Origin of the sequence: Gluconobacter sp. P1C6_b, from assembly GCF_018811945.1 — a bacterium.
Taxonomy (GTDB): domain Bacteria; phylum Pseudomonadota; class Alphaproteobacteria; order Acetobacterales; family Acetobacteraceae; genus Gluconobacter.
The window spans coordinates 182550-207204 of record NZ_JACRVU010000003.1 but is presented as its reverse complement, the minus strand read 5'-3'; the positions used below and the strand labels follow the sequence as shown (position 1 = coordinate 207204).

The following is a 24655-nucleotide window of genomic DNA, read 5'->3' as shown; positions in this document are numbered from 1 at the left end:
ACCGTAAAGATCAGTGATGGTGGTGCGGTGTACGATGTGTGCCGCTGCCCTGCCGTGAGGCGGGGGCGATGCTGGTTCCTGACGCCTGAATGGCCTGTGCGCTCGTGTCCGAAGGATCCGCCTCGGCTACTTCCGGCTCTGTGGCGGGATGCATGGACGGCGCGATATCCGTTATCTTCGCAATCGTGACATGGGCCGTGCCCGCGCCGAGCATGCCGATCTTTGCGGCAGCGGCATGGGACAGGTCGATGATGCGGCTGTTGAAAGGCCCACGGTCATTGACCGTCACCACGACGGAACGTCCCGTATCCTGCGATGTTACAAGAAGCTTCGTGCCGAGCGGCAGGGAAGGATGCGCTGCCGTCAGATCGTTGGTGTTGAATGTCGTCCCGCTGGCCGTGCGCCGTCCATGAAAATGCCGTCCATACCAGCTCGCCATACCGTGCTGGGACCAAGCGTGAGCGGCCTGGTGGGCACGGTTTGCAAGTGCGGCTCGAACGGAGTCTGCCCAGCTCGTCTTCGGCGTTCCATCAGCGGCAGAATCGTCGCTCGCATGAGCGGCGTGATGACTGGCCAGCCCGGCAAGCGCCACGGCGAACGTCATGCTGCGCAGGGGAATGGAACGTAGGGGATTGCGAAGGACAGACAGATCAAAGCGCACTATATCAGGTTCTTCTCCAGTGGACGGGACGGGCTCAGATCGCACCAGATAGCACAAAAATGCGGCCCTGTCCCCTTTTGGACACCCTGAAGACGGCAGCAATAGGGCAATGACGCTTTCATGACAGCTCCGAAAGTGCTATCGCGCGGCCAGATGAAACGCCCTCTGATCACCGTTCTCAACGGTCCGAATCTCAACATGCTGGGTCTTCGCCAGCCCGGAATCTATGGTCACGCCACGCTCGATGATGTCGAGCAGGTGTGCATTCAGGCTGCCGAACGGCTTGATGTCGCCATTGATTTCCGCCAGACGAACGGAGAGGGTGAACTCGTGTCCTGGGTGCAGGAATGTCGCGGCCGTGCAGACGGAATCGTGATCAATCCTGCCGCCTACGGGCATACCTCGATTGCCCTGCTCGATGCGCTTCTGGCGGTCGAGTTGCCCGTGGTTGAGGTTCATATTTCCAATATCCATCGCAGGGAGCCGTTCCGTCATCACACCTACGTCTCGCAGGCCGCCATCGGCGTGATCTGCGGCCTCGGCGTCAGGGGATACGCGCACGCGCTTCAGGCAATAACCGACATGATCGAAGACGAAGGATGAGCCGTATGCTCGTGGACAAGGATGCCATTCGGGCATTGGCCGATATTCTGACGGAAACCGGCCTGACCGAAATCGAGATTTCCGAAGCTGACAGCCGGATCCGTGTGGCCCGCAATGTCAGCGTGGTCCAGGCTGCTGCTCCGGCCGCCGCCCCGGCGGCACCTGTTGCCCCGGTCGCTGCAGTGCCCGTGGCCGCTCCGGCAGATCCGGCCAAGCATCCGGGCATGGTTCCGAGCCCGATGGTCGGCGTGGCCTATCTGACGCCGGATCCGGCTTCCCCGCCATTCGCAGTTGAAGGTCAGCCGGTCGCTGCCGGGCAGACGATCATGCTGATTGAAGCCATGAAGACCTTCAACCAGATCAAGGCCCCGCGTGCCGGTACGCTGACGAAGTTCCTGGTCGAGTCCGGTCAGCCGGTCGAGTTCGGCGAAGCCCTGGCGATCATCGAGTAATGATTTCCAAGGTCCTCATTGCCAATCGTGGCGAGATCGCGCTGCGTATCCAGCGCGCCTGCCGTGAGATGGGCATCAAAACCGTTGCCGTGCATTCGACGGCAGATGCCGACGCGATGCATGTGCGTCTTGCCGATGAAGCCGTCTGCATCGGTCCGCCGAGCGCACGCGACTCCTATCTGAACGTGGCTGCCATTCTCTCGGCCGCAACGATCACGGGTGCTGACGCCATTCATCCGGGCTATGGCTTCCTGTCGGAAAACGCCGAGTTCGCCGAGACCGTGGAAGAACACGGCCTCGCGTTCATCGGTCCGACGGCCGAGCACATCCGCACGATGGGCGACAAGATCACGGCCAAGACGACCATGCGCGCGCTCGGTGTGCCGCTGGTGCCGGGTTCTGACGGCGCCCTGCCGGATCTGCAGGCAGCCCGGGAAGTCGCCGAGAAGGTCGGTTATCCGGTCCTGATCAAGGCTGCTGCCGGTGGCGGTGGGCGCGGCATGAAGGTCGCGATGACGGCGGACGACATCGAGGAAGCCTGGTCGGTGGCCCGTGCCGAAGCCCGTGCAGCCTTCGGCAATGACGAAGTCTATCTTGAGAAGTATCTCAACCGTCCGCGTCACATCGAGCTTCAGATCCTTGGCGATGCGCACGGTAATGTCGTGCATTTCGGTGAGCGTGACTGTTCGCTCCAGCGCCGTCACCAGAAGCTTCTGGAAGAAGCCGGTTCGCCGGCCTTGACGGATGCCGAGCGTGAGGAAATCGGCCGCACCGCGACCGAGGCCCTGTCACGGATGGGGTATCGTAATGCCGGAACGCTCGAGTTCCTGTATCAGGACGGTCAGTTCTGCTTCATCGAGATGAACACGCGTCTGCAGGTCGAGCATCCGGTGACGGAGATGGTCTGCAATGTGGATCTCGTGCGCGAGCAGATCCGTATCGCATCCGGTGAGCCGCTTGGTTACACGCAGGCTGACGTCAAGATGTCCGGCCATGCGATCGAGTGTCGCATCAATGCGGAAGATCCGGAAACCTTCATGCCGAGCCCCGGCACGATCAAGGTTTTCCATGCTCCGGGTGGGCTGGGTGTCCGTATGGACAGCGCGATCTACGCTGGCTATCGCATCCCGCCTTACTACGACAGCATGATCGCCAAGCTGATCGTGCATGCTCCGACCCGGGCCGAAGCCATTGCCCGTATGCAGCGTGCTCTGGATGAATGTGTGGTTGACGGTGTGAAAACGGTTATTCCGCTGCATCAGAAAATTTTGGCGGATCCGTCTTTCCAGAAGGGGGATTATACGATCCACTGGCTGGAGAACTTTGTCGCTGCCCAGCAGGCAGGGAAATAAACCGGAGACAGCCCATGAGTTACGCAGAAACCATCGTTCTTGATGTCCGCGTCGGACAGATGCCGCAGGTGGTTTCTGCTCTCACGGGCCGTGATGGGCTCGCCGTCTGGGTGAGTGAGATCGGTGTCCTGAACCGGGTTGTCCTCTTCCGGACGGCTGACACCTATGATGCCCTTCTGGAAGGGCGTCCGGATGTGCTGGCAGCCATTCCTGAAGAACCTGTGCAGAATGTCGCGGTGACAAGCTGGCGTATCATTTCCCCGCTGCTTCCGGCCGGGGAGCACGGCAGCCTCTATGAATGGCGCTGCTACGATCTGAAGCTTGGACAGGTCGGGAACGTGGAAGAGGCTTTTGCCACTGCTGTTCCGGCACGGCTGGAACTCTCCCCGCTGCTTTGCGGGATGATCTCGATCGAGGGAACACCGCGATTGGCTCATATCTGGCCGTATGCGGATATGAATGCCCGTCTGGAAATCCGGGCTCAGGCCGTGGCCAGCGGTGTGTGGCCGCCGAAGATCGGTGCTGGTCTGGTTGCCATGGAAAATACGATCCTGCTTCCGGCACAGGGCTCCGCCTGGAGCTGAGACATTCTAAAAAAACAGGTACAAAAAAAGCGCTGCAGGCCAGACCTGCAGCGCTTTTTTTATCTGAGGGCGGGGCCCTTGAAGATTACTTCGTGGCAGCTGCCGGAGCCGGAGCCGGAGCCGGAGCCGGAGCCGGAGCCGCGGTGGCCGGGGCCTGTGTTTCAACGGCGTTTTCGGAAACGAAGATCACCGAATCCAGAGCCTGGTTCAGCGCGTCAACGGCGTCCTGGGGATGATGGCCTTCCGTGAACACGGTTGCACGATAGACTGCGCCCTGAACTGGCGTGATGGGAGCAAGCGCCAGGATGAAGTCCGCATCCTCGCCGACGACCTTCATGGTTTCAGCGGCCTGATCCGTATTGCCGGATTTCAGCTGCGCATTTGCCGAAGCGACAGCCGTCTTCTTTTCGGGAGCAAGCGTTTCGTTCACGATGAACTCACCGCCCACCGGGAGCCAGTCAGTCTGTCCCACGACAGGCTGATGGTTGGCTGCAACAGGATGCTGCGGGGCGGGGTGCAGATCGTTTTCGGCGGCCTGAAACTTCTTGTCGGCCTTATCAGCGGCGGCGAGACGCTTCTGGGCATCATAAAGTGCGGGGATGGCGGCTTCGGGCTTGCCGCCCGTCTGAAGGATATCGCGGGCGTTCATGATATCCTGAAAGGCGCGCTGTCCATCGGCGGACAGGTGATGAAAAGCCCGGTGTGCCTTGAACTGCTCCCAATGTGAGTGAAGTGAAGCGGCACCAGCCAGAGGTGTTGCGCAAAGGAGGGCTGAAATTGCAGCCATGGCGGGAATGAATTTCATGATATCGTCTCCGTGAATATTCGGTTCTGACTCTCATGGATATTTCATGGTGACAGATCGGGCAAATTACCGATCATTTAGTGACTGTGGGGTCCGCTGGTTTCTTTTGCGGTCGCGCCCCGGTCTGCGCGTCAGAGCCCGTGCCTGGCCATGCGGGATTTCTGAAAACCGGTATTAACATATATCATTCATATTGTTGCTCTGATGGTGTTATTTTTGGAACTAAGAGAGCATCAGGCATGATGTCTTGAAATAAAAATGAGAATATCAAGGTTTTCGTGGGCGGATGGCTTGCTCTGGGGGGGGGCTTTCCGTATGTACGGTGCCTCAATCACGATACCGTGCCTTGCGCCGGAAAGTCGGCCTTTCCTGAACGCATTGCAGGCATCAGCCGAGTAGCGAGTATTTCCAGATGTCTCTGAATTCCGTCGTCGAGAGCGTGACTGCCCGTATCATCGAGCGTTCGAAAATCTCGCGACGTCGGTATCTCGCCCTGATGGAGCGCAACCGGGCCAAAGGTGTGCTCCGGCCCAAGCTGGCCTGCGGGAATCTGGCCCATGCCATCGCGGCATCAAGTCCTGACAAGCCGGATCTGATGCGTCCCACCGGGACCAATATCGGCGTCATCACGACCTATAACGACATGCTCTCGGCGCATCAGCCCTATGGTCGCTACCCTGAGCAGATCAAGCTGTTCGCCCGTGAAGTTGGTGCAACGGCCCAGGTAGCAGGTGGCGCGCCGGCCATGTGTGACGGTGTAACGCAGGGGCAGGAGGGCATGGAGCTTTCCCTGTTCTCCCGTGACGTGATCGCCATGTCCACGGCGGTCGGGCTGAGCCACGGTATGTTCGAAGGCGTGGCGCTGCTGGGTATCTGTGACAAGATCGTGCCGGGCCTTCTGATGGGCGCCCTGCGCTTCGGTCATCTCCCGGCCATGCTGATCCCGGCAGGCCCGATGCCGTCCGGTTTGCCTAACAAGGAAAAGCAGCGCATCCGCCAGCTCTATGTGCAGGGCAAGGTCGGGCAGGACGAACTGATGGAGGCAGAAAACGCCTCCTATCACAGCCCGGGCACCTGCACTTTCTACGGCACGGCCAATACGAACCAGATGATGGTTGAGATCATGGGCCTGATGATGCCAGACTCAGCCTTCATCAATCCCAACACGAAGCTGCGTCAGGCCATGACGCGCTCGGGAATCCACCGTCTGGCGGAAATCGGCCTGAACGGCGAGGATGTCCGCCCGCTGGCGCATTGCGTGGATGAAAAGGCCATCGTGAACGCGGCGGTGGGGCTGCTGGCCACGGGGGGGTCAACCAACCATTCGATTCATCTTCCGGCGATCGCCCGTGCCGCCGGTATCCTGATCGACTGGGAAGATATCAGCCGCCTGTCGTCCGCGGTTCCGCTGATCACTCGTGTTTATCCGAGCGGTTCCGAGGACGTGAACGCGTTCAACCGCGTAGGTGGTATGCCGACCGTGATCGCCGAACTGACGCGCGCCGGTATGCTGCACAAGGATATCCTGACGGTTTCGCGTGGCGGTTTCGCGGATTACGCCCGCCGTGCCTCGCTCGAAGGCGACGAACTCGTCTACAGCCATGCGAAGCCGTCTACGGACACCGATATCCTGCGCGATGTTGCTGCGCCTTTCCGTCCCGATGGCGGTATGCGCCTGATGACCGGTAATCTGGGGCGCGCGATCTACAAAAGCAGCGCCATTGCGGCCGAGCATCTGACGGTGGAAGCCCCGGCACGGGTTTTCCAGGACCAGCATGATGTCATCACGGCCTATCAGAATGGCGAGCTGGAGCGTGATGTCGTCGTGGTCGTCCGGTTCCAGGGACCGGAAGCCAACGGCATGCCGGAGCTTCACAAGCTGACCCCGACTCTGGGTGTGCTTCAGGATCGCGGCTTCAAGGTGGCTCTGCTGACGGATGGACGCATGTCGGGTGCGAGCGGCAAGGTGCCGGCAGCCATTCATGTTGGTCCTGAAGCGCAGGTTGGCGGACCGATCGCCCGCGTGCGGGACGGCGACATGATCCGTGTCTGCGCCGTGACGGGACAGATCGAGGTTCTGGTGGATGCTGCCGAGTGGGAGAGCCGCAAGCCGGTTCCGCCGCCGCTCCCGGCATTGGGAACGGGCCGCGAACTGTTCGCGCTGATGCGTTCGGTGCATGATCCGGCCGAGGCTGGCGGATCCGCGATGCTGGCCCAGATGGATCGCGTGATCGAAGCCGTTGGCGACGACATTCACTAAGGAAGAGTTCTGATGATCGATACTGCCAAACTCGACGCCGTCATGAGCCGCTGTCCGGTCATGCCGGTACTGGTGGTCAATGACGTGGCGCAGGCCCGTCCGATGGCCGAGGCACTGGTGGCCGGTGGACTGTCCACGCTGGAAGTCACGTTGCGCACACCCTGCGCTCTGGAAGTCATTCAGGAAATGTCGAAAGTGCCGGGAGCGCTGGTCGGTGCGGGGACAGTGCTGAATCCGTCCGACATGGACCATGCCGTAAAGGCGGGTGCGCGCTTCATCGTCAGCCCGGGTCTGACCGAGGCGCTGGCAAAAGCTTCGGTCGAGCATGACGTCCCGTTCCTGCCGGGTGTGGCCAATGCGGGCGACATCATGCGGGGTCTGGATCTGGGCCTGTCGCGCTTCAAGTTCTTCCCGGCCGTAACGAACGGTGGCATTCCCGCGCTCAAGAGCCTGGCAAGCGTTTTCGGCAGCAATGTCCGTTTCTGCCCCACGGGCGGCATTACGGAAGAGAGCGCGCCGGACTGGCTGGCCCTGCCGTCCGTTACCTGCGTCGGCGGGTCCTGGGTCACGGCCGGAGCGTTCGATGCGGACAAGGTCCGTCAGCGCGCCACGGCTGCGGCGCTCTTCACGATCTGATCTTCGAGCGTTTTGCGGGTGCCGTCAGAATGTTGCGGCATCCGTGAACGTTTTGTGAACAAATGGTTTGCGAGACACGTCGAAGCAGACCATATAGGGCGCGTGACCGGACGTTCCCATCTGCTGATTGGCGGCTTTGCCGTGTTGTGCGCGATGCGCTGGCATATCCTGTCGCCTGAACCGCTCTCCGTCTGCACGGGACTGCTGGGCAGTCTTCTGCCAGACATCGATACCGAACGTTCCATGCTCGGCAGCCGGCTGAAATTTCTCTCCCGTTTTCTGGCAAAGACCTTTGGTCATCGTGGCCTTACACATTCCGGCATAATGCTGCTTCTGGCCGCGGCCGTGCTGAACGGTCTGATGGGCCCCGAGAGCCTGCGTGGGCCCTGTGGCGCGCTTCTGCTGGGGGCAGGGACGCATATCGCAGCCGACCTTCCGACAGGGGGATGCCAGCTCTTCGCGCCCCTCAGCCGCTCGCGACTCTCGCTGTGGCCTTATGTCCGGACTGGCGGGATCGGAGAAATCATGCTTCTTGTGCCCATCCTCTGCCTTCTGGGTTGGGCAGGATTTTCCGGTAGTGGCCCTGTTCCGGGTCATGTTCCTCCCTCTGCGCATCACTCGCGGTTGCGCGGACATGTTTTGAAGGATATTTCATTCTCATCATGACTGAGACCCGACTCCCCGTCCGTCGCGCCCTCCTCTCCGTTTCTGACAAGACGGGACTGATCGAACTGGGGCGTGCGCTCGCCGCCCACGGTGCGGAACTGCTTTCGACGGGAGGGTCTGCGAAAGCCCTTCGTGAAGCGGGTCTGACAGTCAAGGATGTCTCGGAACACACCGGTTTCCCTGAAATCCTGGACGGTCGGGTCAAGACCCTCGTCCCGCAGGTGCATGGTGGCATCCTCGGACGCCGCGATCTTCCGGCACATGTCGCGCAGATGGCGGAACACGGCATTGCGCCGATCGATCTGGTCTGCGTGAATCTCTATCCTTTTGCCGCGACCGTCGCGTCTGGGGCAGGGGACGAGGACTGCATCGAGAACATCGATATCGGCGGGCCAGCCATGATCCGCGCTGCTGCCAAGAACTTCGATCACGTCACGATCCTGACCGATCCGCAGCAGTATGCGGCTGTCATCGCCTCTCTCGAACAGGGCGGCACGGTTCTGGCGGAACGTCGTGATTACGCTGCTTTCGCCTATGCCCATACGGCTGCTTATGACAGCATGATCTCCCGCTGGTTCGCGAAGCAGGCTGGTGAGATCCTTCCTCCCGTTCTGACCCTGAGCGGGACCCGCGATGATCTGCTGCGCTATGGTGAGAACCCGCACCAGAAGGCCGCCTTCTATCGCGACGGCAGCCAGCGTCCGGGCGTTGCAAGTGCGCGTCAGGTTCAGGGGAAGGCCCTGAGCTACAACAACATCAACGACACGGACGCCGCATTCGAAGCCGTCGCCGAGTTCGATGAACCGACGGTTGTGATCGTCAAGCATGCCAATCCGTGTGGTGTGGCTTCTGCTACCACTCTGGAACAGGCTTGGATCGCCGCCCTGCGCTGTGATCCGGTCTCCGCCTTCGGTGGCATCGTTGCAGTCAACCGGACGCTGAATGGCGCTACGGCCCAGAGGATCAGCAAGATCTTCACCGAAGTGATCGTGGCTCCCGATGCCGATGCGGAAGCAATCGAAGTCCTGTCGCGCAAGAAGAACCTGCGTCTGCTGCTGACTCAGGGCGTGCCGGATCCGGCTGCGGAAGGACTGGCGTTCCGCTTCGTAGCGGGGGGCTTCCTGGCTCAGACCCGTGATTCGGGTCGTGTGACGGAAGCCGATCTGAAGGTCGTGACCAAACGCGCACCGACGGCTCAGGAAATGAAGGACCTGCTGTTTGCGTTCCGTGTTGCAAAACACGTGAAGTCAAACGCTGTCATCTATGTCCGTAACGGGGCAACAGTCGGCATCGGTGCCGGACAGATGTCCCGGGTGGACAGCGCACGTATTGCAGCGCGCAAGAGCGAGGACGCTGCGAAGGAAGCCGGAGAACGCGCACCGCTGACAACCGGTTCGGTCGCGGCTTCGGACGCCTTCTTCCCCTTCGCGGACGGTCTTGAGAGCGTCGTTGCAGCGGGTGCTGTGGCTGTCATTCAGCCAGGCGGGTCTATTCGCGATCAGGAGGTGATCGATGCGGCAGATGCTGCCGGGATCGCCATGGTATTCACCGGCATGAGGCATTTCCGACATTGAAAAATCTTGCTTTCGCCAGTCTGGTCCTGGCGCTCTCCGTCTCTGCAGCAGAGGCTGCTCCCTGCGTCTATGACATGTCGCCGCTGCCTGTCACGCAGGGGATCGTCTCCGGCATCACGCCTACGGGCGTGAAATTGCGCGATGGAACCACGATCATTCTGCCGGACGAACTTCTGGCAGGTGTCCGGCTGAACCAGAAACTGGCCGTCAGGGGGCTGGTCTCTACGACGACGCATACGGTTCAGGCACTGGCTCTGGAAGGCAACCCGCCTGTATGCCCCAGCGCGCCTACCATCCCGCGCGGACCTTTTGCGGGGTCTCCGGCTTATGATGCGATCCATCCCTAAGGCATGGCGTGCCGGTCGTTTCATAATTCTGAAGGGATGAGCCTTTCAGTTCTGTAGCCGTGATTTATGCTCTAGCGCCCCGGAAAAGGCCTGAAAAAGGTTTTCTCCGGGGCGTATGCTTTTGGGGTCGCTAAACGCTTTCTTTACTGTTCCTGTGCCAACAGTTTCTCGGGTTTCCCATTGTCAGCGGATCCGGAGGCACAGAGTTTTGTCACATGTCACGACATCCGCAGTTGTAACGACAACGGGGGCAGGGCGGCTCGCAACCCTACCGCAAACCCAGATGGCGTCGAATGAGCGTTTTCGCGATTTTCTGGATAGCTATGTGCACCAGAAAACCCCTGCACATGCAGATGACAGCCAGAAAGCGTCAACAGACAAGCCCCGCGCCATAAAAGCGGCCGCAGCCTCATCCGTGGAGAAGGATCAGACCCAGGGTCAGAAAACCAGTTCTGGAATGGCCGCCGCCCCGAAGCGCAACGAAGCTGCAAGTCCGCAGCAGCAGTCTGCTGCTGCGAAGCAGGTCAGTGCAACAGCTCAGAATACTGTGTCGCTCCATGCTGCTCAGACGAGCGCCATGGTAGCTAATAAGGGACAGTCTCAAAAAGTCGTCGGGGATGGGCGGCAGAAGGCGTCTCCAACGAATGCAGAAAAGAGCAGTGACAAATGTTCGGTTGCTGATGGGCAGAAGGCAGAAAAACCTGCCCTGACGCAGGATGAGGGGGTTGAGGCTGTCGATGAACATTCAGCGGAGAGTGCATCGTCACAGGTAAATATCCCTGTGGCTGGATCGAACGTCGCTGCTGCGGACGATGTGGGGCAGAAAGACCACGTGTCATTAGCTGACGCCGCACAGTCGAATTCAGAAACAGGTGGGATCGAAGCATCCACTCAGAAAGACACCAGATTTTCAGCAGAAAAACAGGATATTGCAGAAGTAAAAGAAAATACTGTTTCGGATGTGACGACGGCAGCAGAGAGCGTTCCGGCATTTCAACAGGACTCTGTATCCGCGGAGAAAACATCTACTGATTCAGCAGTCGAGACGTCTCATGCCGCTCAGTCAGAAAATGCTTCAGCGACGGCAGACAATAATGAACAGGTCTTCCGTCATGATGAGCAGCAGCCTTTGCTCTATCAGAAGAACAGTAACGGGAGCACGACAACTCATATTGAAATGAATGTCGGCCACCACGAAAAAGTCCATGTAGAAATTGGTGAAACGGCTGCCAGGGAGCAGCGGATCCACATCAATACGGACAATCCGGAAGTCTACCAGTCACTCAAAGACGACCGCGATACATTGCTCGAAAGCCTGGCGCAAAGTGCCGTTTCCGTGACTGCCTCGCAGAGCATCATCCCCCCGGATATCCAGATCAGTCTTTCACAACCCTCTTTCCTGGGCATGTCATCCCAGGATGAGCGGCAGGAAAGCAATAACCAGTCAGGAGGGGGGGCAAGGGGGACCTCATCTGCGACTGATGCTCCAGTCCCTGAACGCCGATTTCTGCGTGGCGTCGTCGATCTCACCGTCTAACATAGGATTCGAAACATGGTTTCTTCAGTTGGCACCACGACCGCCAGTACGTCGCTTTTAAGCCAGGCCATTGCGGCCGCGAAAAGCAATGCGGCAGCAAATGCAGCCGCTGCTTCTTCCAGTACGTCAACGAGTGCCAGCAGTTCGAGCAGTTCGCTGTCATCTCTGGGAGGGAATTTCAACCAGTTCCTCACGCTGCTTACAACACAGCTGCAACATCAGGACCCCAGTAACCCAACCAGCACTGATTCCTTCACGGCCGAGCTCGCTCAGTTTGCCGGTGTTCAGCAGCAGGTCGAGACCAATACAAATCTGACCAGCCTGATTTCCGCGACGCAGGACAACCAGATGGCTTCAGCGGTCAGCCTGATCGGTAAGACGACAACTGCAAGCAGCTCCAGTCTGCCGCTTCAGAGCGGTTCTGCATCCCTGTCGTTTACCGCGCCGCAGGCAGAAGATGTCGCGATTGCCGTGACGGATAGTACAGGTACGGTCGTGAAGTCCGAAACAGTCAATGCGTCCGCGGGAACAAATACCTGGACATGGGACGGCAAAAACAACAGCGGTACGCAGTTGAGCGATGGCGCTTATACGGTTGCTGTAGAGGGAAGCTCTACTGATGGTACCGGCGTTGCTCTTCCGACCACGATAACGGGGACTGTCACTGGTGTTTCAAAGGGAACAACGGGCGTTAATATTGATATGGGGGATGCTACTATTGACATGAGCGATCTGACCGGATTTTCGACCACCTGATTCCAGCGACTGATAATGCTCATTGTTAGGCGTACGTTAACCTTTTTGCTCCACAATCAGCGTTATTGACAGTTGGGTTTAGGGGTAAGTGCTCATGTGGGCAGTGCAGGAAGGTTTTTCTAAAGAGAGTCGCCAGGATGACGATTCACTGAAAAACCGGAAAGAGAGCAGCCGGTGAAAGCGCTTCTAGCAAACCTCAAGCAGTTGGGCCTGCCACGTCTGGCTGCTCTTGGCGGCGTTGGCGTTGCAATGCTGGTCCTGCTTGGCGTTCTTGTCCTTCATGGGGTCAACGCCACAAACGGCCTGCTTTACCGTGATCTGGAAGCGCATGAAGCGGGTGAAATCGTAGAGCAGCTTGCAAAAGCCCACATCAAATATCGTCTTCAGGATCAGGGCAGCACGATCATGGTGCCTGATGACGACGTTGCACGTGCCAGATTGCTTCTGGCTCAAAGTGGCCTGCCATCAGGCGGGTCTGTCGGATACGAGATATTCGACAAGGGCAACAGCTTTACCGCCACGCAATTCGAACAGACGATCAATGAAACTCGTGCACTCGAGGGTGAACTGGAACGTTCAATCCGTCTGATCCATGGTGTCCGGAACGCCAGGGTGCATCTTGTGCTGCGTCACAGGGAGCTTTTTTCAACAGACGAGCAGAATGCTCAGGCGAGCGTCCTTCTTTCAATGGATAGTGGACGTCGGCTGGATGAGGAAAACATTGCCGCAGTCGTTAACCTGGTTTCCGCCGCGGTTCCCGGGCTGGACGTCCACAACATCTCCCTGATCGACAATCGTGGTCATGTTCTTCTTAAGCAGGGAGAAGGAAACTCAAATGGCGGTCAGTCGGCGGAAGAGCAGCGGCAATTGATTGAACAGCGTATCGCGCGTGAAGTCGAGGATCTGCTGGGATCTTCACTGGGGCCTGGACATGTGCGTGTAGAAGCCAGTGTCACCATGAATAACGATCATGTTCGGGAAACCCAGGAAAATTATGATCCCGACCAGCAGGTTCTGCGATCGCAACAGACCAAGACAGAAAAAAGTATCAATACCCAAGGCTCCACCAACACGACGGTGTCAAATAATCTTCCGAACGCCAATGCGGGACAGCAGCAGAATGGAAGTCAGAGCAACCGGCAGGAACAAATAAATAATTATGAGATAAGTAAGACAGTCCGGACTCTGATACAGGATCAGCCACGTATTGCTCGTATCAGTATGGCCGTCATGGTCGATGGTATCAGCCAGTCTGATGGAAAAGGCCACGCTTCATGGCAGCCGCGCAATCAGGAAGAACTTGGCCGACTGACTGCGTTGACAAAAAGTGCTGTTGGCTTCGATCAGAGCAGAGGTGACGTAGTCACCGTAATGTCCATGAAATTTACGGATATGGACATGGAAATGAAGCCAGAGGCCTCCGGTTGGAGCAAGTTTTTCACCCATTCAAATCAGATGGAGGCGATAAGATTTGGATTATTCGCAGCTTGCCTGGCGATGGTTCTGTTCTTTGTCGTGCGACCATTACTCCGGCCGATTGGAGAGTCCAGCTCTGGAAAATTGCTCAATTTTGCCGCTTCTGAAGCCCGTATCCCGGGTGCCGATCTTTCTTCGCAAGGGACTGTTTATCTGCCCGACAGTCAGTCCGAGAGAGCGGGAACTCCTATGCTCGAGGCCGCTTATGTAAATGCTGAACCTCTTGATGAAGAAACAGTCTCTGTCAGTGGGGTACAGGGAAGGATTAGAGCTTCTTCCGTTCAAAAGGTCGTAGATCTTGTAGAAACTCATCCATCTGAAAGTATTGCCTTGGTAAGGGGATGGTTGATGCCTTCTCAAGAAGGAGCGGGAGGATGATGGATATGGAAAAGAATATCTCCGGCGCACAAAAAGCAGCCATTCTGATGATGGCCCTGGGCGAAGAAAATTGTTCTCGTTTGTTCGAGCAGATGCATGAGGAAGAAATCAGAGAAATTTCATCTGCAATGGCTCAGCTGGGTATTGTTTCGTCAAATACCGTCGAAAAAATATGCCACGAATTTAGTCAGGGTTTGGGGTCTGCTGAAGGTGTAGTGGGAGATCTGGAAAGTACGGAAAAACTTCTCAAAAATGCTCTTCCCGCCAATCGGGCTGCAGCAATCATGGAAGAAATCCGTGGGCCTGCCGGGCGTACAATGTGGGATAAGCTCGGTAATGTATCAGAGACCGTTCTCGCGAATTATTTGAAAAATGAATACCCACAGACTGTCGCCGTTATATTGAGTCGGATCAAACCTTCTCATGCAGCTAAAGTTCTGGCGCTTTTCCCGGAAGAATTTTCATTAGATATCATGATGAGAATGCTTAAAACGGAAACAATACAGAAAAACGTTCTTCAAAGCGTTGAAAAGACACTGAGATCGGAATTTGTATCAAATATTCCGCGTGGAATAAACCGTAATAGTCATGAGGTTCTGGCAGATATATTCAACAATTTTGACAGGCGCATTGAAGGTAGATTTATGACTGCTCTGGAAGAGCGAAGTCAGGATGATGCCGAGCAGATTAAAAGTCTTATGTTTACTTTTGAGGAACTCGTCAATATTTCCAGTGAGAGTTTGATAGTGTTGCTGAATCAGATACCTCGGGAAAGCCTTCCGCTAGCACTTAAAGGTGCAAGCGATAAATTGAGACAGGCATTTCTTGCTTCCATGTCGGAGCGTGCAGGCCGTATTCTTATGGATGAAATTGAAGATTTGGGTCCTGTGAGAGTAAAAGATGTTGATACTGCGCAGAACCAAATTCTTGTTATTGCGAAAGATCTTGTGGACCGAGGCGAAATTGATCTGATTGATCAAGAACAGCCTGGAAATGAGATGATTGTCTAATGGCCCACAATTTCTCAGCAGGAAATAATGCTTCTGGAATTCTCTACGCGGAGGACTTTGATAGGGTCTTACCAGACAATGTAGAGAAAAAAGACAATATACCCTCGTCCACCGAGAGTGAAGACAATAATACGCTATCTGATGAGCTTTTAGAAGAATCTTATCAAAAAGGAATACAAAAAGGAAAATTATTAGGAAAAAAATTATTTGATGATGAAAAGATAAGCATAGAGAATTTTTATAAAAATGAAATAAAAAAAGAAATATATGAAATATATGATAATATAAAAATTATAGAGAAGGATATTTCCAAGCAGGTTACGTCTTTCTTTCTAAAAATTCTTATGAATTTGTTTCCGGAGCTTTTGATGAAATGTGGAGTAGAAGAGGCAAAGCGAACGATCGAAAAAATTAATTTATTCATGAAAGATAAATTCCAATTAGAATTAACTTGTTCTCAAGAACTTTCTGAAAAAATAGAAGGATGCTTTAGAGAATCCACACAAAAAACAATAAATATTATTGTGGATGAAACGAAGAAAGGCGGAGATTTTAAGATTTCTTGGGATACAGGTCTGTTTGTTCGCAATGCGGATAAAGTTGTTTCTGAAATAACGTCAGAAATTCTCTCGCTCTCTCATGAAAAATAGGAAAAAAAATGCTGGATAAAGATGAAGATGATTTCAGTGTAGAAAGAGAACAGTTTTCAAAAGAAGAAATTTCAGGGGATAAGACGCCTAACGATTTACAGGCTATTTATGACATACCTGTTACAGTAAGTGCAGTATTGGGGCGAGCTACAATGCCGATAAACCAATTGTTGAAGCTGGGGCGAGGGGCTGTAGTGGAGTTGGACCGGAAGATTGGAGATCCAATCGATATTCTTGTCAATAATCGCTTAATTGCAAGAGGCGAGGTAGTCATGGTGGATGAGACGCGTTTAGGCGTAACCATGACTGAAATCGTGAAGTCAGAAAATTAAAAAACCATATCGGAAGAAAAATGAATAATATAAAAAAAAGTTTCTCTTCCGAGGTCGGAAGAATTTTTTCATCAAATAACATTCCTCAGAGCGTGCTTGCTTTAAAAAAATGGGTTCCTGGCTCAGATATCGGGCTTGCTCTCTCTGTCTCTGCACTGTTGTCGATACTGGTTCTGCCTCTTCCGACGTTTGTTTTAGACGTCGGATTGTCGTTGTCGGTTACATTGTCCATTCTGGTTCTGATGGTGGCATTATTTTTAAATAAGCCGCTTGATTTCACATCTTTTCCTACACTTCTTCTACTGACAACTCTACTCAGACTCTCACTCGAGGTGGCAACCACACGTTTGATTCTGAGCCACGGATATGAAGGCACCTATGCCGCTGGCCATGTTGTTGCGGCTTTTGGTGGCTTCTTGATGGGCGGAGACGTAGTTATCGGGGCTATCTTGTTCTCGATACTTCTGGTTGTTAACTTTATGGTTATTACAAAAGGTTCGGGACGTATTGCCGAGGTTGCGGCCAGGTTTTCTCTGGATTCCATGCCGGGAAAACAAATGGCAATTGATGCTGAACTATCTTCAGGTGCTATTACTGATTCTGTCGCACGTAAAAAACGTAGAGAACTTGAAGAAGAAAGTGGTTTTTATGGCGCGATGGATGGTGCGGCCAAATTCGTGCGAGGAGATGCAATTGCTAGTCTAATTATAACCGCTATCAATATTGTAGGCGGATTAACTATAGGTGTTGTTCGCCACGGTATGCAGATAGCAGATGCAGCTACCTCGTTTACGACGTTGACGATAGGTGATGGCCTTGTTTCGCAAATCCCAGCCCTGTTGGTTTCTACAGCCTCAGGTATTGTCGTAACAACGGGGGGGACTGAAGGAGGAGCTGACGTTGCTCTTGTCCGTCAATTAGGTGGTAATTCTAAACCGCTTGCCCTGGCTTCCGGCTCGGCAGTGGTGTTGGCGTTAATACCAGGTTTGCCGACATTTCCCTTTTTGTTTCTAGCTGTTTTGGCGGGGGGAGCGGCTTGGATAAGGTACCGGACGCCTGTTGTTGATACGGATAATGATGGAGATTCCGTTGTAGTTCCCGAAAATTCTGTTCCCGCAGAGTTTCCCATTTCGGAAAGCTTGAAGGTAGATCTTTTGAGACTGGAATTGGGCTTTAATTTGTTGGCGATAGCAAGCGGTGAGGGGACGCGCTTAACAGAAAAAATAAAAATACTTCGCCGAACAATTGCAAGCGATATGGGTTTTGTCCTTCCGCCTGTTCGCATCCAAGATAACCTGCTTTTGCCGCCTGATTCTTATTCTGTTTCTATTAAGGAGATAGAGGTTGGTCATGGTGAAGTCAGACTGAATAAGCTTTTAGCGATGGATCCACGGGGTGGAGAGCCAAATCTCGAGGGAGAAAAAACCAAAGAACCAGCTTTTGGTTTGCCTGCATTGTGGATAGATCAAAATTTGCGGGAGAATGCCATTGTTCAGGGATATACTGTTGTTGATCCTGCAAGTGTAATCATCACGCATTTAACCGAATTGGTTAAAGATAATATGCCAGATCTTCTTTCTTATTCGGAGACGCAAAAACTGCTGGATGAGATGCCTAGAGAGCAGCAGAAATTGGTCGTAGATCTGGTTCCCTCTCAGATTTCAGTGAGTGTAATACAAAGAACTCTGCAGTCCCTTCTTGAAGAGCGGGTATCAATCCGTGATCTGGTTAGTATTTTGGAAGCTTTGCAGGAGGGATGTAGCCAAGGATTAAAAACTGTTTCAGCGTTAGTTGCGCATGTTCGGATCAGGCTGGCTCGTCAAATCAGCTCATCAGTCCTTGGACCTCAGGGATATATCCCCATTGTGACCCTCAGTCCTGACTGGGAGATGTTTATTTTGGATCATTTGTCTAATTCGGGCGAAGAAAAGCAGATTAATTTTTCGCCGTCAAAAATGAATGAATTCGTTTCTCGCGTTAAATTCTGTCTTGATAGTGCCTCCAAGCAAGCAGAGGTGCCAGTAATATTGGTTTCGAGAAGTATACGCCTTCCCATACGGCGTATAATAGAGCGTGTGCAGCCTTCTATAAGTGTTTTGGCGCAAGAGGAAATTTTCCCACGCGTTAAAATACGTACTATTGGATCAATATAATAAATTTATTATACTTTGGGGTGGCCGACCTGAGTTGTTTAGGCTCAGGACCCATTGATTTGATTGCGAAAAACTGTTTCAGGCTCTGTGAGGAGACTGAAGATGAGCGACCTGTTTTAGCTGACGAATGAACAGATGGAGCGTCTGCGGCCCTTTTTTCCGAAGAGCCATGGTAAACTCTGAGTTGATGACCGCCGCGTGCTGAGCGGCATCATTTTTGTGAATCGCAATGGTATGCGTTGGTGTGATACGCCCCGGGAATACGGTCCGCACAAGACGCTCTACAACCATCGGAAGCGTTGGGACGACATGGGCATTTTCATGCGGATGATGGATGGCCTGTCTGCTGCGAAAACCGAGCCTCAGACGATTATGATTGATGCGACGTATCTCAAGGCGCACCGCACGGCTTCGAGCCTGCGGCTAAAAAAGGGGATCCAGGCCGCCTGATCGGTCGCACGAAAGGCGGGATGAACACCAGGCTGCATGCGGTCACCGATCAGAACGGACGACCGCTGAGCTTTTGTTGTCGATCCAGTTCTGAGAAATGCAGATATTTCTGATGTCACTCTGCTTTAAAGCTCGGCCAGTGGCGTGTGGGTGAGCGTTCTCAGATCTGGTATTCGATTTTCGATCCTACTGTTGGCTCTGAAAAATAATGCTCCTTCAAGCCGTTCATCTGCTAAGGAGTCCGGGAATAGGGAAAATGATCTCTGCTGATTTCAGGCTGATACGATTTTGTTATGAAAATTCATTTTGTTGCCTCTTCCACTGACAGCGCCCAAGCTGCGCTGGCCCGACTTTCACAGAAATATGGAAATGTGCGGCTTCACGAGGCAGATGTTGTGGTCTGTCTGGGAGGGGACGGTTTCATGCTCGAGGCCCTGCACAAGGTTCTGGATAAAAGCATAGCCATTTACGGCATGAATTATGGAACGGTTGGATTCTTGATGAATGCTGCCGATGAGGGGGACCTTTTAAAGCGTCTCGAAAATGCTCAGCCTTCGGTTCTTCACCCACTGCACATGACCGCTACGACAGTGGAGGGAGAAGTCAAAAGCGCACTGGCATTCAATGATGTGTTTCTTTTCCGTCAGACACGTCAGACGTCCCGTATCCGGATAGAAATAGATGGTCGGTTGCGACTTGAAGAACTGATTTGTGACGGCATAATCGTTTCCACACCGGCCGGTTCGACAGCTTACAACCTGTCCGCCCACGGACCTATTGTGCCTTTGAGCGCCAATATTCTTCCTCTTACACCAATTTCCGCTTTTCGGCCTCGTCGTTGGCGGGGGGCTCTGCTGCCGTCGAGCGCAGTCGTTAAATTGACACTGCTTGATACCGAGAAGAGGGCAACAGCGGCTGTAGCGGATTTTACCGAAATCCGTGATGTGGCGGAGGTTGTTGTTCGGGAAGACCGCTCCCGGAAAGCCACGATCCTGTTCGATCCTGATCACGGCCTTTCAGAGCGGATCATTGCCGAACAGTTCGTGGCATAGGTCTTAGATTACGGGCGTAAGCAGGGTTTTGTCGGTGAAATAGGCAATGAGGTTGTCCACGACCAGATGAGCCATGGCTGTTCTGGTTTCGACTGTGGCCGATGCCTGATGGGCCTGCAGAACGGTGTTGGGCAGGCTTAGAAAAGCCGGATTGATATTCGGTTCGTTCTGGAAAACGTCCAGTCCGGCGCCGGCGATGCGTTTTTCCTGCAGGGCGCTTAGAAGTGCTGCTTCGTCCACTACTGTTCCTCGCGCGATATTGACCAGGAAGCCGTCCTTGCCCAGAGCATTCAGGATGTCCCTGTCGATCATGTTGGCGGACCGTGGACCGCCTGAGACCGCCAGGATCAGGACGTCGCACCAGGTTGCCAGCGCCTTCAGATCAGGCTCGAAGTGGCAAGTGCTTTCAGGTCGGGCGTGTGAGTTGAAGTAGGCCACCTCCATTCCGAACGCCGAGACGCGTTTGGCAATCGCCTGGCCGATATGTCCAAATCCTGCGATGCCCACTTTTTTCCGTGTCAGGCTTCGTCCGAGGGGAGGCGTGGCTGAAGGCCATTTTCCAGCACGGACGAAGGCATCGTTCGTTACGATACCCCGCATCACTGTCATCATCAGCGCGACAGCCATGTCGGCCACGTCGTCCGTCAGGGTGTTCTGGGTTGTGGCGACCCCGATGTTGCGGCGTCTTGCTTCATCAAGATTGATGCGGTCCGTGCCCACACCGTTAACGGAAATGACTTCAAGATTGGGCAGGGCGTCCATGATTTCGGAAGGAACCCCGGATCCGCCACCTGTCGTGATCCCGCGAATGGCAGGAGCAATGCTCTTCAGGTTTTCCAGCGATGTATAGGGGTGGAGTGTAAACGATTTCTCCAGCCTTTCCTTCATGACCGGCACGAGGGGATCAATCGTCAGAATGTCAGGTTTGGATGACATGGGAATCTCCATTTCTGTTCCGCTCAAGCTATAAGCTTCAGAGGCGGGGACCAAGAACTGTTCTGGCAAGGGCTGCACAAGCGGCCTCGACGTCCTCCCATGTCGTTACGAACCCTTCATCCGGACCGTAATAGGGGTCGATGACGTCCTGTCCGGCACGGGTGGGAATATGATCCAGCATCAGGGAAAGGCGCGCTTTTGACTGGTGAGGGCGCATCTGTCTGAGGATGGCGAGATGGGAGCGGTCCATCGCAATGACGTGGTCAAACCGGTCGAAGTCTTCTTCGGTGACCAGGCGTGCCCGAAGCGGTGACGCATCCAGACCCTGTCTGGACGCGACGACACGGGCACGGGGGTCAGGAGCCTCGCCGAGATTCCAGCGTCCGGTTGCCGCAGAGTCGATATCGAGGGTCAGTCCGCGAAGGCTGGCTTCGCGGCGCATGGCCAGTTCGGCCAGAGGTGAGCGGCAGATATTGCCCGTACATACGAAAAGAAAACTGGTCATGCACCTGTCAGCCAAATGAAAAATGCCATCGTGAAGATTGAACTTAACGTTCCAAAGAACAGAACGGATGCAATTTCACGTTCCAGAACATGATAGCGCATGGCAAGGATGACGTTGATCGACGCACTGGGGATCGCCATCGTCAGGACGCTCTCCTGAAGTGCGGGCAGGGGAAGATGCCACAGACGGGCCAGCACATAGATGATTCCGGGAATAATGATATTCCGGACGCTGACGATCACGCCGACCAGAGGGCTGAATTTTACTTGACGCGTGAAGAGCACCACGCCTGATGCGAACAGTGCCGCGCCACCTGTCGTGCGGCCGAGCAGCTGAAGCGAGCCCTTCAGAAACTGTGGCAGGAAGGCGCCGGCACTGACCAGGACAAGCGCCATCATCGGAACCCAGACGACCGGCTCCCGGCAGGAATGCATCAGATGCCCCAGAAGCTCGCGGAGTTCGTTCCGGGCTTCCCCTTCAGTCTCCACGCGATGGCGGGTGCCGCGGTCATGTCCCATCAGGATAAGGGTGATGGGAAGCTGAACCAGATTCATGGCCAGGGACGCGATTGAAATCGGCACCGAACTCGCCGGCCCGAAAATCTGTCCCAGGACGGGAATACCTATGAAGGGAACGGAGGGGCCTGTAATGGTCATCGCGATCAGGGCCGCTTCGCCCAGACGGCGTTTGAGCAGTCCGCGCAGGATGGCAAAGATCAGGCCATAGCCGCCGATCATGGCGAGCAGGATCAGGGCTGCCACCGGCCCCGCTGCCAGAACCTGATTACGGGGCGTACTGAGAATGGATGCCAGCAGTTCCAGGGGAAGTGCGTAGAGCATGACCAGACGTGTCAGAACACCAGCCTGCTGGGCATCGAAATCCTTTCGGTATGCCGCGAAATAGCCAAATCCCAGCGTTACAAGAATCGGGAGAATGGACTGAACGATCGTCAGCAGCAGGGCAGGCGAATTCGTCATTGATGATCCATGTCAGAAAATCCGGTCAGGAAAGGATCACCTTTCGTAACGGTCGCTCCAACATTCGTCTATCCCCATGGCAGATGACAGTTGACCGGAGCCGCGGAGAATGGCTTTGTGGAGTGATCTTGTCCTCTTTCAATCGGTGCCAGATCACGTGATGCAATCCATACTCGATACGTTGTGGGGTCTGATCCTCGGACTGCTGGGCGTGGTTGTGGCCGGTGTGGCGATCATCGAGGTCATGGCCCGCAGCGTTCTGGCCAGTCTCGGGATACAGGGAAACTCACAGACGGTGCTACTGTTCCTGCTCCTGGGGGCGCTGATTGTGGCATCGTTCAGGATTTTCGGACGGCTGTTTGCCGTGCTGCTGGTCGCGGCTTTTTCCGTCTATTTCATGCATGTTGTCTTCGGGTTCCTGAGCGACGCGCTCATTCCGGTTCAGACATCGGGCGGCACGACCGATGTCTGAACCCTGTCAGGGCTGACAAGTCAGCTTTTGGGTACCTGGATCAGCGCGATCAGCGTTGCGACGATTTCAGGATCAGCGAGGGTGGAGAGATCACCAAATCCTTCGGTCTCTCCGCAGGCAATCTTGCGAAGCAGGCGACGAACGCTTTTCCCCGAGCGGGTCTTGGGAAGGTCCGGTACGACATGGATGCGCTCCGGCGCCGCATAGCGGCCCACTTTTGACGTAATGGCCTTCGCGGCCCGGACGTGAAGATCCTCGGGCGCGTTATCGCGCGGGACGACATAGACGACGATCCCCTGTCCCTTGAGGTCATGCGGAACGCCGATCGCAGCACTCTCTGCAATGGCCAGTTCAGTCGCCAGTGCGTCTTCGATTTCGGCAGAACCGATCCGGTGTCCGGAGACGTTGATCACGTCGTCAACGCGCCCGGTGATCCAGTAATACCCGTCCTCGTCACGCCGTGCGCCGTCACCCGTGAAATAGTAGCCGGGATAGGGCTGAAGATAGGTGCGCTCGAAAAGGGCAGCATCATTCCAGATCGTGAGGGCCCGGCCGGGCCAGGAACCCCTGAGGCACAGCACACCTTCCGTTGCGCCTTCTTTCGGAGCACCGCGTTCGTCCAGAAGAACCGGATGGACGCCGGGCAGGGGGAGCGTGGCGGAGGCCGGCTTCTCCCGGACGGCGCCCGGAACGGGCGAAATCATGATCCCACCGCTTTCCGTCTGCCACCAGGTATCGACGAAAGCGCAGCGCCCGCCACCGACATGGTCATTGAACCAGGACCAGGCCTCCTGGCTGATGGGTTCGCCGACAGTCCCCAGAACGCGCAGGGAGGAGAGATCATGACGCTGCACAACCTCATCCCCTTCGCGCATGAGGGCCCGGATCGCGGTGGGAGACGTATAGAATGTCGTGACCTTGTGGTCCTGAATGACGCTCCACCAGCGGCCCGGTCCCGGATAGGACGGCATGCCTTCAAACAGCAGAATCGTCCCACCATTCAGCAGGGGGCCATAAACGCCATAGGTATGCCCGGTGATCCAGCCGATATCGGCCGTGCACCAGAAGATGTCGCCTTCCTGATGGTCGAAAACCAGTTCATGGGTGTAGGACGCCCAGACCAGATAGCCGCCCGTGCCATGTACGATCCCTTTGGGCTTTCCGGTGCTGCCCGAGGTGTACAGCAGGAACAGCGGGGCCGAGGCCGGCATGTGCTGCGCAGTGCAGTCGGCCGATGCCTCATCCAGAAGGGGCGTCAGCCACATGTCACGTCCCGCCGTCAGATCAACGTCATCCTGCGTTACGCTCACGACCAGAACATGCCTGACGGCGAGAGTTTCCGGACGGAGGTCCAGAGCGGCGTCCAGCGTCGTCTTGAACGGGATCCGTTTGGGGCCGCGGCGTCCCATATTGGCAGTAATGACCAGCACTGCGCCACTGTCAGCCAGTCGGTCTGCAATCGCTTCCGGAGAAAACCCGCCGAAAAGAACCACGTGGATGGCTCCGATCCGCGCGCAGGCGAGCATGGCGATCAGGCCTTCGGGGACGGACGGCAGGTGAATGGCAACCCGGTCCCCGGTCTGCACGCCCTGCTCGCGCAGCACGTTCGCCATGCGGCAGACGCGCTCGTGGAGTGTCCGATAGGTGAAGGTCACAACACGATCGGTCTCTTCGGCTTGCCAGACGAGGGCGTTCTGGTCGCCGCGCGTCTCAAGATGCCGGTCCAGGCAGTTGACGCTCGCATTGAGCACCCCATCCGGAAACCAGCCGCGTTCGCTGCAATGGGCCTGACTGGGCGTGGTGCTCCAAATCAGTCGTGTGCTCTCACGCTCCCAGTACTGTTCAGGCGCGACAGTGGCCTGTTCCACCAGATGGCCATAGTCCGCCGGAGTCAGGCGGAATGTATGAGGTTGGGAGGAAAGAGACATGGACCTGAAACCTTACGCACGAAAGACGAACGCCATATAGCGGGCGCATCGTTATATTTGGCTTGCAGGATCGGAAATAGAGGAAAATTTCCCCTATCCCTCC

General features: G+C 55.4%; 24 protein-coding genes and 1 pseudogene. 19 read left to right on the top strand and 6 right to left on the bottom strand.

The window, feature by feature from the left end:
• Positions 1-10: 10 nt before the first annotated feature.
• Positions 11-661 (bottom strand): septal ring lytic transglycosylase RlpA family protein, encoded by a 651-nt coding sequence (locus tag KP701_RS04160; RefSeq protein WP_215745859.1) that lies wholly within the window; start codon positions 659-661, stop codon positions 11-13.
• 153 nt (positions 662-814) lie between these two features.
• Between KP701_RS04160 and aroQ the strand changes: the two genes are divergently transcribed.
• Genes aroQ through KP701_RS04140 form a run of 4 tightly spaced genes read left to right on the top strand, consistent with a single transcriptional unit; the run spans position 815 to position 3652 of the window.
• Complete coding sequence (aroQ, locus tag KP701_RS04155; RefSeq protein ID WP_041112562.1) at positions 815-1264, top strand: type II 3-dehydroquinate dehydratase; 450 nt, start codon at positions 815-817, stop codon at positions 1262-1264.
• Positions 1261-1716, top strand: coding sequence for an acetyl-CoA carboxylase biotin carboxyl carrier protein subunit (locus KP701_RS04150; protein ID WP_215745858.1), 456 nt, complete (start codon positions 1261-1263; stop codon positions 1714-1716). Before aroQ ends, KP701_RS04150 begins: the two co-directional genes overlap by 4 nt.
• Entirely contained in the window at positions 1716-3068 is a 1353-nt protein-coding gene (gene accC, locus KP701_RS04145; RefSeq protein WP_011252019.1) for an acetyl-CoA carboxylase biotin carboxylase subunit, read from the top strand. Before KP701_RS04150 ends, accC begins: the two co-directional genes overlap by 1 nt.
• 14 nt (positions 3069-3082) lie before the next feature.
• Positions 3083-3652, top strand: coding sequence for an NIPSNAP family protein (locus tag KP701_RS04140; RefSeq protein WP_215745857.1), 570 nt, complete (start codon positions 3083-3085; stop codon positions 3650-3652).
• Between the two features lie 85 nt (positions 3653-3737).
• On the opposite strand, the gene KP701_RS04135 is transcribed toward KP701_RS04140, so the two are convergent.
• Positions 3738-4457 (bottom strand): YfdX family protein, encoded by a 720-nt coding sequence (locus tag KP701_RS04135; RefSeq protein ID WP_215745855.1) that lies wholly within the window; start codon positions 4455-4457, stop codon positions 3738-3740.
• Positions 4458-4869: 412 nt separating this feature from the next.
• Here KP701_RS04135 and edd point away from each other — a divergent pair, with 412 nt between their 5' ends.
• From edd to KP701_RS04065, 14 genes and pseudogenes are all read left to right on the top strand, one after another.
• Positions 4870-6717 carry a phosphogluconate dehydratase gene (gene edd, locus KP701_RS04130; RefSeq protein WP_215745854.1) on the top strand — a complete coding sequence of 616 codons (1848 nt, stop codon included), beginning with the start codon at positions 4870-4872 and terminating at the stop codon, positions 6715-6717.
• 12 nt (positions 6718-6729) lie between these two features.
• The gene (eda, locus tag KP701_RS04125) at positions 6730-7353 is read left to right on the top strand and encodes a bifunctional 4-hydroxy-2-oxoglutarate aldolase/2-dehydro-3-deoxy-phosphogluconate aldolase (protein ID WP_215745853.1); all 624 of its coding nucleotides are present in this window, start codon (positions 6730-6732) and stop codon (positions 7351-7353) included.
• A 102-nt stretch (positions 7354-7455) separates the two neighbouring features.
• Entirely contained in the window at positions 7456-8019 is a 564-nt protein-coding gene (locus KP701_RS04120) for a metal-dependent hydrolase (protein WP_215745851.1), read from the top strand.
• On the top strand, positions 8016-9593 hold the full coding sequence (purH, locus tag KP701_RS04115; RefSeq protein WP_215745850.1) for a bifunctional phosphoribosylaminoimidazolecarboxamide formyltransferase/IMP cyclohydrolase: 1578 nt from the start codon (positions 8016-8018) through the stop codon (positions 9591-9593). Before KP701_RS04120 ends, purH begins: the two co-directional genes overlap by 4 nt.
• Positions 9590-9940, top strand: coding sequence for a hypothetical protein (locus KP701_RS04110; RefSeq protein WP_215745849.1), 351 nt, complete (start codon positions 9590-9592; stop codon positions 9938-9940). The genes purH and KP701_RS04110 overlap by 4 nt, the downstream gene beginning before the upstream one ends.
• 283 nt (positions 9941-10223) lie before the next feature.
• Entirely contained in the window at positions 10224-11477 is a 1254-nt protein-coding gene (locus KP701_RS04105; RefSeq protein ID WP_215745847.1) for a flagellar hook-length control protein FliK, read from the top strand.
• A gap of 15 nt (positions 11478-11492) precedes the next feature.
• The gene (locus tag KP701_RS04100; RefSeq protein ID WP_215745845.1) at positions 11493-12233 is read left to right on the top strand and encodes a flagellar hook assembly protein FlgD; all 741 of its coding nucleotides are present in this window, start codon (positions 11493-11495) and stop codon (positions 12231-12233) included.
• A gap of 174 nt (positions 12234-12407) precedes the next feature.
• Entirely contained in the window at positions 12408-14087 is a 1680-nt protein-coding gene (fliF, locus tag KP701_RS04095; protein WP_215745843.1) for a flagellar basal-body MS-ring/collar protein FliF, read from the top strand.
• Positions 14084-15097 carry a flagellar motor switch protein FliG gene (locus KP701_RS04090; protein WP_215745842.1) on the top strand — a complete coding sequence of 338 codons (1014 nt, stop codon included), beginning with the start codon at positions 14084-14086 and terminating at the stop codon, positions 15095-15097. Before fliF ends, KP701_RS04090 begins: the two co-directional genes overlap by 4 nt.
• Complete coding sequence (locus tag KP701_RS04085) at positions 15097-15747, top strand: hypothetical protein (RefSeq protein WP_215745841.1); 651 nt, start codon at positions 15097-15099, stop codon at positions 15745-15747. The genes KP701_RS04090 and KP701_RS04085 overlap by 1 nt, the downstream gene beginning before the upstream one ends.
• A gap of 8 nt (positions 15748-15755) precedes the next feature.
• Positions 15756-16079 (top strand): flagellar motor switch protein FliN, encoded by a 324-nt coding sequence (gene fliN / locus KP701_RS04080; RefSeq protein WP_215745839.1) that lies wholly within the window; start codon positions 15756-15758, stop codon positions 16077-16079.
• A gap of 20 nt (positions 16080-16099) precedes the next feature.
• Positions 16100-18232, top strand: a complete 2133-nt coding sequence (gene flhA, locus KP701_RS04075; RefSeq protein WP_215745837.1) for a flagellar biosynthesis protein FlhA — start codon at positions 16100-16102, stop codon at positions 18230-18232.
• 135 nt (positions 18233-18367) lie between these two features.
• Positions 18368-18756 (top strand): annotated as a pseudogene (locus KP701_RS04070) (IS5 family transposase); the annotation flags it as partial.
• 219 nt (positions 18757-18975) lie between these two features.
• Positions 18976-19734, top strand: a complete 759-nt coding sequence (locus tag KP701_RS04065) for an NAD kinase (protein ID WP_215745835.1) — start codon at positions 18976-18978, stop codon at positions 19732-19734.
• A gap of 3 nt (positions 19735-19737) precedes the next feature.
• On the opposite strand, the gene KP701_RS04060 is transcribed toward KP701_RS04065, so the two are convergent.
• The 3 genes from KP701_RS04060 to KP701_RS04050 are packed head-to-tail and all read right to left on the bottom strand — an operon-like array spanning position 19738 to position 22152.
• Positions 19738-20670: a 2-hydroxyacid dehydrogenase gene (locus KP701_RS04060; RefSeq protein WP_215745834.1), complete on the bottom strand. Its 933-nt coding sequence runs from the start codon at positions 20668-20670 to the stop codon at positions 19738-19740.
• Positions 20671-20707: 37 nt separating this feature from the next.
• Entirely contained in the window at positions 20708-21175 is a 468-nt protein-coding gene (locus KP701_RS04055) for a low molecular weight protein-tyrosine-phosphatase (protein WP_215745833.1), read from the bottom strand.
• Positions 21172-22152 (bottom strand): AEC family transporter, encoded by a 981-nt coding sequence (locus KP701_RS04050; protein ID WP_215745831.1) that lies wholly within the window; start codon positions 22150-22152, stop codon positions 21172-21174. Before KP701_RS04050 ends, KP701_RS04055 begins: the two co-directional genes overlap by 4 nt.
• Positions 22153-22312: 160 nt before the next feature.
• Here KP701_RS04050 and KP701_RS04045 point away from each other — a divergent pair, with 160 nt between their 5' ends.
• A complete protein-coding gene (locus KP701_RS04045) occupies positions 22313-22624 on the top strand; it encodes a hypothetical protein (RefSeq protein ID WP_141351673.1) in 312 nt (103 codons plus the stop codon).
• Between the two features lie 20 nt (positions 22625-22644).
• Here KP701_RS04045 and acs read toward each other — a convergent pair whose 3' ends face one another.
• Positions 22645-24552, bottom strand: coding sequence for an acetate--CoA ligase (gene acs, locus KP701_RS04040; protein ID WP_215745829.1), 1908 nt, complete (start codon positions 24550-24552; stop codon positions 22645-22647).
• Between the last annotated feature and the right edge of the window lie 103 nt (positions 24553-24655).

Coding starts and splice junctions, on each gene's coding strand:
- aroQ (WP_041112562.1), top strand. CDS start 815: ATGAAACGCCCTCTGATCACCGTTCTCAACGGTCCGAATCTCAACATG.
- KP701_RS04050 (WP_215745831.1), bottom strand. CDS start 22,152: ATGACGAATTCGCCTGCCCTGCTGCTGACGATCGTTCAGTCCATTCTC.
- KP701_RS04100 (WP_215745845.1), top strand. CDS start 11,493: ATGGTTTCTTCAGTTGGCACCACGACCGCCAGTACGTCGCTTTTAAGC.
- KP701_RS04135 (WP_215745855.1), bottom strand. CDS start 4,457: ATGAAATTCATTCCCGCCATGGCTGCAATTTCAGCCCTCCTTTGCGCA.
- purH (WP_215745850.1), top strand. CDS start 8,016: ATGACTGAGACCCGACTCCCCGTCCGTCGCGCCCTCCTCTCCGTTTCT.
- KP701_RS04140 (WP_215745857.1), top strand. CDS start 3,083: ATGAGTTACGCAGAAACCATCGTTCTTGATGTCCGCGTCGGACAGATG.
- fliN (WP_215745839.1), top strand. CDS start 15,756: ATGCTGGATAAAGATGAAGATGATTTCAGTGTAGAAAGAGAACAGTTT.
- acs (WP_215745829.1), bottom strand. CDS start 24,552: ATGTCTCTTTCCTCCCAACCTCATACATTCCGCCTGACTCCGGCGGAC.
- KP701_RS04055 (WP_215745833.1), bottom strand. CDS start 21,175: ATGACCAGTTTTCTTTTCGTATGTACGGGCAATATCTGCCGCTCACCT.
- flhA (WP_215745837.1), top strand. CDS start 16,100: ATGAATAATATAAAAAAAAGTTTCTCTTCCGAGGTCGGAAGAATTTTT.
- KP701_RS04060 (WP_215745834.1), bottom strand. CDS start 20,670: ATGTCATCCAAACCTGACATTCTGACGATTGATCCCCTCGTGCCGGTC.
- eda (WP_215745853.1), top strand. CDS start 6,730: ATGATCGATACTGCCAAACTCGACGCCGTCATGAGCCGCTGTCCGGTC.
- KP701_RS04045 (WP_141351673.1), top strand. CDS start 22,313: ATGCAATCCATACTCGATACGTTGTGGGGTCTGATCCTCGGACTGCTG.
- edd (WP_215745854.1), top strand. CDS start 4,870: ATGTCTCTGAATTCCGTCGTCGAGAGCGTGACTGCCCGTATCATCGAG.
- KP701_RS04090 (WP_215745842.1), top strand. CDS start 14,084: ATGATGGATATGGAAAAGAATATCTCCGGCGCACAAAAAGCAGCCATT.
- KP701_RS04085 (WP_215745841.1), top strand. CDS start 15,097: ATGGCCCACAATTTCTCAGCAGGAAATAATGCTTCTGGAATTCTCTAC.
- KP701_RS04150 (WP_215745858.1), top strand. CDS start 1,261: ATGAGCCGTATGCTCGTGGACAAGGATGCCATTCGGGCATTGGCCGAT.
- accC (WP_011252019.1), top strand. CDS start 1,716: ATGATTTCCAAGGTCCTCATTGCCAATCGTGGCGAGATCGCGCTGCGT.
- KP701_RS04065 (WP_215745835.1), top strand. CDS start 18,976: ATGAAAATTCATTTTGTTGCCTCTTCCACTGACAGCGCCCAAGCTGCG.
- KP701_RS04105 (WP_215745847.1), top strand. CDS start 10,224: ATGGCGTCGAATGAGCGTTTTCGCGATTTTCTGGATAGCTATGTGCAC.